Origin of the sequence: Streptomyces anandii JCM 4720, assembly GCF_014650655.1 — a bacterium.
Taxonomy (GTDB): domain Bacteria; phylum Actinomycetota; class Actinomycetes; order Streptomycetales; family Streptomycetaceae; genus Streptomyces; species Streptomyces anandii.
This window is the reverse complement of the sequence record NZ_BMVJ01000001.1, coordinates 274112-282258: the sequence shown is the minus strand read 5'-3', so window position 1 is coordinate 282258 and position 8147 is coordinate 274112. Positions and strand designations below refer to the sequence as shown.

Below are 8147 nucleotides of genomic sequence, written 5' to 3'. Positions count from 1 at the left end.
GGCCCGACATCTGCTCGACGACGAGCTTGGAGTCCATCCGGACGTGGACCGCGGCCCCGGGGTCGAGGGCGTGCGCGGCGCGCAGGCCGGCCAGCAGGCCCCGGTACTCGGCCACGTTGTTCGTGACCACGCCCAGGTACTCCGCGGCCTCGGTCAGCGGCTCGCCCGTGGCGGCGTCGAGCACGACCGCGCCGTAGCCCGCGGGCCCCGGGTTGCCCCGGGAACCGCCGTCCGCCTCGACGATGAACTCCCGCACTGCGTGGGCCCCTTACAGGCCGGACTCGGCGGTGCGCACCAGGATGCGGCGGCAGTTCTCGCAGCGTACGACCGTGTCGGGCGCGGCCGCGCGGATCTCGCTCAGCTCGGTGATGGCGAGCTCCTGGCGGCAGCCCTGGCAGGTGCGCTGGTACAGCTTGGCCGCGCCGATGCCGCCCTGCTGCTCGCGCAGCCTGTCGTACAGCTTGAGCAGGTCGGCCGGTACGGAACCGGCGATGACCTCGCGCTCCTTGGTCACGGAGGACGCCTCGCCGTCGAGCTCCTCGAAGGCGGCGTCGCGGCGCCCGGTCGCGTCGTCGATCTTCGACTGGACGGAGGCGACGCGCCCGGTCAGCTCGGCGACCCGCTCCTGGGCGGACTCGCGGCGCTCCATGACCTCCAGGACGACGTCCTCGAGGTCGGCCTGCCGCTTGGCGAGGGAGGCGATCTCGTGCTGGAGGTTGGAGAGGTCCTTGGGCGAGGTGACCGCGCCGGAGTCCAGGCGCTGCTGGTCGCGGACGGCGCGCTGGCGCACCTGGTCCACGTCCTGCTCGGCCTTGGTCTGCTCGCGGGCGGTGTCGCTCTCCTCGGTCTGCGCGGCCACCAGCAGGTCGCGCAGCTGCGTGAGGTCCTTGGTCAGCGACTCGATCTCGGCGTGCTCGGGCAGCGACCGCCGCTTGTGCGCGAGCTGCTGCAGGCGGACGTCGAGGGCCTGAACGTCGAGGAGTCGGATCTGGTCGGCGGGCGCGGCGTTCAGTTGGGGGCTCCCGAGGGGCTAGTGGTGGCGGTGGACGCCGCGTGGGCGGTCCAAGGGTCGGTGACCGTCTTGGAGACATGGACCCTGAGGTCCCATCCGTTCCGGTCGGAGATCTCGTCGAGCTGGGCGGCGGCCAGCTCGCACCAGGGCCACTCGGTGGCCCAGTGCGCCGCGTCGAGCAGCGCGAGAGGACTGTGGGCGCGGGCCTCTGAGGCCGGATGGTGGCGCAGGTCCGCGGTCAGGAAGGCGTCGGCGCCGGCGGCCCGTACGGCGTCGAAGAGGCTGTCCCCGCTGCCGCCGCTGACCGCGACGGTGCGCACGACCGCCTCCGGGTCGCCGGCCACCCGGATGCCCTGCGCGGTGGCGGGCAGGCACCGCGCGGCGCGCTCGGCGAGCTCGCGGACGGTCAGCGGGTGGTCCAGTTCGCAGACCCGGCCGAGGCCCCGGCGGCCCTCCGGGTCGGTGGCGTCCGGCACGAGGGGCCGTACGACCCTGAGGTCGAGGGCGCCGGCCAGGGCGTCGGAGACCCCCGGGTCGGCGGTGTCGGCGTTGGTGTGGGCCACGTGCAGCGCGATGTCGTTCTTGATCAGGGTGTGCACCACGCGGCCCTTGAAGGTGGAGGCCGCGACGGTGGTCGTGCCACGCAGGTAGAGCGGGTGGTGGGTGACGAGCAGGCCGGCGCCCAGCTTCACCGCCTCGTCGACGATCTCCTGCACCGGGTCGACCGCGAACAGGACCCGTCCGACCTCCTGGCCGGGATCGCCCACGACGGTGCCGACCGCGTCCCAGGACTCGGCCCGCTGGGCGGGCCAGAGGTTCTCCAGCGCGGCGATGACTTCTGACAGACGGGGCACGGGTGCAAGGCTACCTGTGTGTTCGGTCCGCCTGAACCGGTGCCGTCCGGCCGTCCCGGGTCCCGGCCGTCCAGCACAAGCGTCCCGGTTTCCTCAGGCGAATCGTTCCTGGGCCACCCGTATGTGTGAAGCCGCCGCCCGCCGGTCCGCCGTCTGTGCGTACGAAAACTACCGTCCTCACCGGAGGTGACCGAACGATGACAGTCTGTGTTGTCGAACCTTCGGCGGCCGACGAGGGCGACGGCCCGCCGCGGGCGGGCTGCGCGATCACGGCGGACGGCTCCTACGCCGCCCGGCTCGCGCGCAGGGGTGACTCCTGGTTTCCGGAGCGCTGGACGCTCGACGGGCCCGAACCGTACGCGGTGCCGCTGCCCGGCGACCAGCCCGAGGAGCCGGGCACGGAGGTGCAGCCGATGGGCGACGGCCGGGTCCTCATCCACCGGCCGGTGGCCGGGCGGCACACCTTCTCGCTGCTGTACCCGACCGGCCCGGGCACCGGCGAGCTGCCGCTCGGCGGGATCGAGTGCCCCGAGGACACCCGGTTGCGGCTGCTGCCCCCGGCCCCCGGCGGCGAGCGGGCGTACGCGCTCGCGGTGGGCGCGCGCTCCTCGGTGGTGTGGCTGGTGGCGGGCGGCGGCCACGGTCCGGAGTACGCGCCCGAGTACGTGGCCGAGGTGCCGGGGCGCTGCTCGGGCGGGGTGTGGCTGGACCGTGCCGGGCGGCTGCTGGCGCTGGACCGGGAGACCGGCGGGCGCACCAGGACGGTCGTACTGGACCTGGGGCGCGGCGGGGAGATGTCGCCGCTGCTGCAGATCGCGGACGGCAGCGACGACCGGCTGCTGTGCGCCGACCCCGACAGCGGGCTGCTGCTGATCCGCTCGGACGCGCCCTCGCCCGGGCAGCACCGGCTGGGCTGGGGGGTGCTGGGCAGCACGCTTCCGGTGCGCTTCCCGGAGTGCCTGCGGCTGCCGGAGTGCGTGGCGACGCCGTTCGCGATCCAGCCGGGGCAGGTGCTGACGCCGGAGCAGTGCGCGGTGGCGCTGCGCTGCGACGGGGCGTTCGGCAGCTGGGTCGGCGTGTGGCGGCCGGCCGAGCGCGTGGTACGTCATCTGCCCGCGCCCGAAGGGTGGTTGACGGGGGCCGGGACGTGGACGGAGGAGGGTGTGCTGCAACTGCCGTACGCGACCGGGGCGGTGCCGTGCGGGGTGGCCCGCTGGACCGCGCCGAGGCGGCAGGCTGACCCGGGGACGGCGCCCTCACCGTCGCGGGAGGACGCGGCGCCCGTCCCGGATGTGACGCCCGCCCCGGATGTGACGCCCGCTCCGGGCTCGGTGCTCGTCGCGAGCCCGATGCCCGTCGCGAGCCCGATGCCCGTCCCGGGCGCGGTATCCGTCCCTGGCGCGGTTCCCGTCCCGGGCGTGGCGCCGGCGCGGCGGACGACGGTCGTGCTCACGACGGCGCCGGGATTGGGGACGGCCGCGGGGCTGGAAACGGCGGCCGCCGGCCTGGACACGGCGGCCCTGGACAGGGTCGCGGCACCGCACCCGTTGACCTCCGAGGCGCCTCCGGAACCACCGGAACCGGAGCCCGGGGAAGCCTCCGTGCCCCGTCCCGTTCCGCTCCAGAAGGCGCCGCTGGGACGGCTTGTAACGAAGTAGTGCCGGTTGGCGTGGCCGCCTGGATTCGACCCGAGGTGTGCCGGTTAGACTCGCCCGGCTGTACGAAAGATCATGTTGACGGGGTGAATTCTTCCGATGAGCGACGCCAGTACGACCCAGCCGCGTGAGGCCGAGGCCCAGCAGGGCACGGGCCACGGCAGGCACCGCGGCCCGGTCTCCTCCCACGAGGACCGGACGGTCCCCAGCGGCAGGCACCGCAAGCCCGCCGAGGAGGCCGAAGCAGCGGCCTGACGGCACGGCGGGAGACCGCGACGGCCCCGTCCCGTTTCACCGGGGGCGGGGCCGTCCCGCGTCCACGACGTCCGCTACCCGCGCCGCAGTCCCAGCACCTCCGCCGCCGCGAACGTCTCCCCCTGCGGACGCCCGGCGTAGTGCGGGGTGAGCACGGCGTCGAGTTCGTCGTACGTGAAAGTGTCCTGTTTGCTGTCGAACTTGGCCGCCACCCGCGGGCGTTCGACCACCGCGACCATGCCTCCGTGGACGACGAGCAGTTGCCCGTTGATCCGTGCGGCGGCGGGCGAGGCCAGGTAGCCGACGAGGGGGGCGACGTGCTCGGGGGCGAGCGGGTCGAGGCCGTCCTCGGGGCGGGCGAACCCGGCGAAGACGTCCTCGGTCATCCGGGTGCGGGCGCGCGGGCAGATCACGTTGGCCGTCACGCCGTACTTGGCCAGTGCGAGCGCGGTGGAGGTGGTCAGCCCGACGATCCCGCCCTTGGCGGCCGCGTAGTTGGGCTGCCCGGCGGAGCCGGCGAGGAACGCCTCCGAGGAGGTGTTCACGATCCGCCCGTACACCGGGCCGCCCGCCGCCTTGGAGCGCTCGCGCCAGTGTGCGGCGGCGAAGCGGACGGTGTTGAAGTGGCCCTTGAGGTGGACCCGGATCACGGAGTCCCACTCCTCCTCCGACATGGAGAAGACCATGCGGTCGCGCAGGATGCCCGCGTTGTTGACCAGGATGTCGAGCGTGCCGAACTCCTGGACGGCCGCCGCCACCAGGGCGCCGGCCTGCTCGAAGTCGGCGACGTCGCCGGTGTGGGCGACGGCCCGGCCGCCCTCCGCCCGGATCTCGGCGGCGACCTCCTCGGCCGGTCCGGCGGACGCCGCGCCGGAGCCGTCCCGGCCCGGCTGCCCGTAGTCGTTGACGACGACGGCGGCGCCGAGCCGGGCGAGTTCGAGCGCCTCGGCGCGGCCGAGTCCCCGGCCTGCGCCCGTGACGACGGCGGCCCGGCCCTCCAGCGGCAGTGGCGATGACATCGGTGTCCTTCCCTCTCCGGGTGCCCGGGACGTGTCAGATCTCGACGCAGGTGCGCAGTGCCGTGCCCGAACGCATCTGGTCCAGCGCCTCGTTGATGCCGGCCAGCGGAACCCGGTGGGTGATCAGGCCCTCCAGGTCGACGCGGCCGGCCCGCCACAGCGCGACGGTCCGCTCGTAGGAGCGCACCACGTCCCCGCCGCCGTACATCGAGGGCAGGATGCGCTTCTCGTCGAAGAACAGCTCGAACATGTTGAGCTGGAGGAAGTCGTCCATGGCGCCCGCGCCGACCACGACGAGGGTGCCGCCGCGCCGGGTGTTCTCGTAGGCGGTACGGGCGGTGGCGGACTTCCCGACCACTTCGAAGACGTAGTCGAAGCCCTCGCCGCCGGTCACCTCCTGCTTGGCGCCGGGCAGTTCGCCGGGCGGTACGGCCCGGGTGGCGCCGAAGCGGAGCGCGGCCTCGCGCCGTCCGGCCACCGGGTCGACGGCGACGATCTCGGCGGCGCCCTTGAGCCGCGCGCCCTGGATCGCGGAGATGCCCACTCCCCCGCAGCCGATGACCGCGACCGACGAACCGGGCGTCACGTCGGCGGTGTTGAGGGCGGCGCCGAGGCCCGTGGTGACCCCGCAGCCGATGAGGGCGGCGATGTCGAAGGGCACGTCGTCCGGGACGGGCACCGCGCACCCGGCGTCGACGACGACCTCCTCGGCGAAGGTGCCGGTGCCGGCGAAGCCGAACACGTCCCCGCCGGGGCGCCGGAAGTTGGGGGTGCCCGCGTTCATGAAGCCGGCCAGGCACAGTTCGGTCTGGCCGCGCCGGCAGGCGGGACAGGCGCCGCAGGCCGGCAGCCAGCACACCACCACCCGGTCACCGGCCTTGAGATGAGCGACGCCGTCCCCCACCTCGACGATCTCGCCCGCGCCCTCGTGCCCCGGTACGAACGGCGCCGGCTGCGGCAGCACCCCGCTCATCGCGGACAGGTCCGAGTGGCACAGCCCGGTGGCGCGCACCCGGATCCTCACCTTGCCGGGGCCGAAGCCCACCGCCTCGACGTCGTCGAGGACCTCCAGTTTGTCCTGGCCGGTCTCGTGCAGTACGGCTGCGCGCATGGTGCGGCTCCCCTCGGGCGGGTGGACGGGCTCAGGAGTGCTGGACGACGGTGTCGGTGAGGACCGGCGCGGCCTCGCGCTCGACGGCGCTCACCTCGGCGCGTACGGAACCGTCCTCACGCCACAGGCGGATGCGCAGGGTCTCGCCGGGGTACACCACGCCGGCGAAGCGCGTGGCGTAGGACCGTACGCGGGTCACGTCGCCGCCGAGCAGGGTGTCGACGACCGCCTTGAGGGTGATGCCGTAGGTGCACAGGCCGTGCAGGATCGGCCGGTCGAAGCCGGCGGTCTTGGCGAACTCGGGGTCGGCGTGCAGCGGGTTGTAGTCGCCGCTGAGGCGGTACAGCAGGGCCTGGTCCTCGCGGACGGCGCGTTCGAGGGTGCGGTCCGGGTCGCCGGTGGGCGGCCGGAGCCGGGCGGAGGGACCGCGGTCGCCGCCCCAGCCGCCCTCCCCGCGTACGAAGATCTGCGCGTCGTTGGTCCACAGCGGGCCGTCCGCGTCGGCGGCCTCGGTGCGCATGACGAGCACGGCCGCGGTGCCCTTGTCGTACACGGCGGCGATGCGGGCCGTCGTGGTCGCCGTGCCCTGGGCGGGAACGGGCCGGTGCACGGTCAGCGACTGGCCGCCGTGCAGTACGTGGGCGAGGTCGACCTCGACGCCGGGCATGGACAGGCCGCCGATCACTCCGGGCGAGCCGGCGCCGGCGACGGTGGCGAAGCTCGGCAGGACGTGCAGCCGGGTCTCCAGGGTGTAGCGCAGCTCGTCGGGGTCGGTGGCGGGGACGCCCGCGCCGATGCCGAGGTGGTAGAGCATGACGTCCCTCGCGGTCCACGAGATCTCGCCGGTCCGGGGGCCGGCCGCGAGGGCCTTGGCTGCGTCGATGGGCATGGGTCTCCTGAGGTCTGCCTGCGGGCCAAGACCTCGGTGGGGCCGTCCGCACCGTCGGCCGCACCGAGGTCGCCATGGGCAGGACCGGACCGCGGGCCCATCAGGGTAGAACGCGTTCCAGTCCGGCGCCCTCTGTATAGCCCAGCGCTCGTGGGTTGGGAAGTCTCCTGACGGCATGTCAGGTGAGCGGGGGCCGCGCGGACCGGCGGCGACAGGGGCGCCGGGCGGGCGAGGGCACGGGTGCCGGGCGGCGACGGCACGGACGCCCGGGTGGGCGAGGGCACGGACGCCCGGGTGGGCGGTGACATTTGTACTGCCCGGGTCGCGTACGCGTGTCCCGCCCAAGTCCGTACACGCGCATCTGCCGGACGCGCCGTCCGGTCCGTAGCGTCGTGTTCATGACGGAGACACAGACACAGACGGGATGTGCCGTGTCCTTCACGGGGGCGGTCAAGGCGTATGGCGCGGTGCGCGCCGTGGACGGCGTCGACCTGCGGATCCGGCGGGGCGAGACGGTGGCCCTGCTCGGCCGCAACGGCGCCGGCAAGTCGACGGCGATCTCGCTGCTGCTCGGGCTGAACGCACCCGACGCGGGCACGGTGGAGCTGTTCGGCGGGGAGCCGGAGCGCGCGGTGCGCGCCGGGCTGGTCGGGGCGATGCTCCAGGAGGCGCGGGCGGTGCCCCGGGTCACCGTGCGCGAGCTGGTCCGCTTCGTGGCGGGGCGTTACCCCGATCCGCTGCCGCTCGGGCAGGTGCTGGAGCTGGCCGGGATCACGGACCTCGCGGCACGGCGCGTGGACCGGCTGTCCGGCGGCCAGACGCAGCGGGTGCGCTTCGCGGTCGCGCTGGCCGGGAATCCGGCGCTGCTGGTGCTGGACGAGCCGACGGCCGCGCTGGACGTGGAGGCGCGGCGGGCGTTCTGGGAGTCGATGCGGGCCTATGCGCGCGGTGGCCGCACGGTGCTGTTCTCCACGCACTACCTGGAGGAGGCGGACGCCCACGCCGACCGGATCCTCGTCCTCGACCGGGGCCGGATCGTCGCCGACGGCACGAGCGAGCGGCTGCGGCAGGCGGCCGGCGGGAGCCTGGTCGCCTTCGACCTGGCCGGGCGCGGCCGCGAGGGCCTGGAGCTGCTGCCGGGCGTGCGCGCGGTGGAGGTGCGCGGGGACCGGGCGCGGCTGCGCACCGACGACTCCGACGCGACCGTGGTCGCGCTGGCCGGCATGGGGGCGATACGGAACCTGGAGGTGGCCCCGGCCTCACTGGAGGACGCGTTCCTGGCGCTGACGGCGGCCGACGCCGAGGCGGGCGGCGCGCCGAACGCCACGGACGGATCCGGCGGGACGGACGAG

9 protein-coding genes are annotated in these 8147 nt (G+C 74.5%); 3 read left to right on the top strand and 6 right to left on the bottom strand.

Annotation, left to right across the window (positions count from 1 at the left end; genetic code table 11):
• The 3 genes from IE249_RS35815 to IE249_RS01265 form a co-directional block, all read right to left on the bottom strand.
• A partial coding sequence (locus IE249_RS35815; RefSeq protein ID WP_229857170.1) for a reverse transcriptase-like protein occupies window positions 1-256 on the bottom strand: 256 nt, incomplete at its 3' end.
• Window positions 257-268: 12 nt separating this feature from the next.
• Window positions 269-1012 (bottom strand): zinc ribbon domain-containing protein, encoded by a 744-nt coding sequence (locus IE249_RS01270; protein ID WP_189703211.1) that lies wholly within the window; start codon window positions 1010-1012, stop codon window positions 269-271.
• On the bottom strand, window positions 1009-1866 hold the full coding sequence (locus IE249_RS01265; protein ID WP_189702873.1) for a Nif3-like dinuclear metal center hexameric protein: 858 nt from the start codon (window positions 1864-1866) through the stop codon (window positions 1009-1011). The genes IE249_RS01270 and IE249_RS01265 overlap by 4 nt, the downstream gene beginning before the upstream one ends.
• A 197-nt stretch (window positions 1867-2063) precedes the next feature.
• Here IE249_RS01265 and IE249_RS01260 point away from each other — a divergent pair, with 197 nt between their 5' ends.
• Both IE249_RS01260 and IE249_RS01255 read left to right on the top strand, forming a co-directional pair.
• On the top strand, window positions 2064-3524 hold the full coding sequence (locus IE249_RS01260; protein WP_189702872.1) for a hypothetical protein: 1461 nt from the start codon (window positions 2064-2066) through the stop codon (window positions 3522-3524).
• A gap of 96 nt (window positions 3525-3620) precedes the next feature.
• Window positions 3621-3776, top strand: coding sequence for a hypothetical protein (locus IE249_RS01255; RefSeq protein WP_189702871.1), 156 nt, complete (start codon window positions 3621-3623; stop codon window positions 3774-3776).
• Window positions 3777-3850: 74 nt separating this feature from the next.
• Here the strand turns inward: IE249_RS01255 and IE249_RS01250 are convergent, their stop codons facing one another.
• From IE249_RS01250 to chsH3, 3 genes are read right to left on the bottom strand one after another with little or no spacing between them, the layout of a single operon-like run.
• Entirely contained in the window at window positions 3851-4795 is a 945-nt protein-coding gene (locus IE249_RS01250) for a 3-oxoacyl-ACP reductase (RefSeq protein WP_189702870.1), read from the bottom strand.
• Between the two features lie 34 nt (window positions 4796-4829).
• On the bottom strand, window positions 4830-5906 hold the full coding sequence (locus tag IE249_RS01245) for a Zn-dependent alcohol dehydrogenase (RefSeq protein WP_189702869.1): 1077 nt from the start codon (window positions 5904-5906) through the stop codon (window positions 4830-4832).
• 31 nt (window positions 5907-5937) lie between these two features.
• The gene (chsH3, locus tag IE249_RS01240) at window positions 5938-6795 is read right to left on the bottom strand and encodes an enoyl-CoA hydratase ChsH3 (RefSeq protein WP_189702868.1); all 858 of its coding nucleotides are present in this window, start codon (window positions 6793-6795) and stop codon (window positions 5938-5940) included.
• Between the two features lie 398 nt (window positions 6796-7193).
• Here chsH3 and IE249_RS01235 point away from each other — a divergent pair.
• Window positions 7194-8147, top strand: a 954-nt coding sequence (locus tag IE249_RS01235; protein ID WP_189702867.1) for an ABC transporter ATP-binding protein, incomplete at its 3' end; no start/stop codon positions are given.

Coding starts and splice junctions, on each gene's coding strand:
- IE249_RS01260 (WP_189702872.1), top strand. CDS start 2,064: ATGACAGTCTGTGTTGTCGAACCTTCGGCGGCCGACGAGGGCGACGGC.
- IE249_RS01255 (WP_189702871.1), top strand. CDS start 3,621: ATGAGCGACGCCAGTACGACCCAGCCGCGTGAGGCCGAGGCCCAGCAG.
- IE249_RS01250 (WP_189702870.1), bottom strand. CDS start 4,795: ATGTCATCGCCACTGCCGCTGGAGGGCCGGGCCGCCGTCGTCACGGGC.
- IE249_RS01245 (WP_189702869.1), bottom strand. CDS start 5,906: ATGCGCGCAGCCGTACTGCACGAGACCGGCCAGGACAAACTGGAGGTC.
- chsH3 (WP_189702868.1), bottom strand. CDS start 6,795: ATGCCCATCGACGCAGCCAAGGCCCTCGCGGCCGGCCCCCGGACCGGC.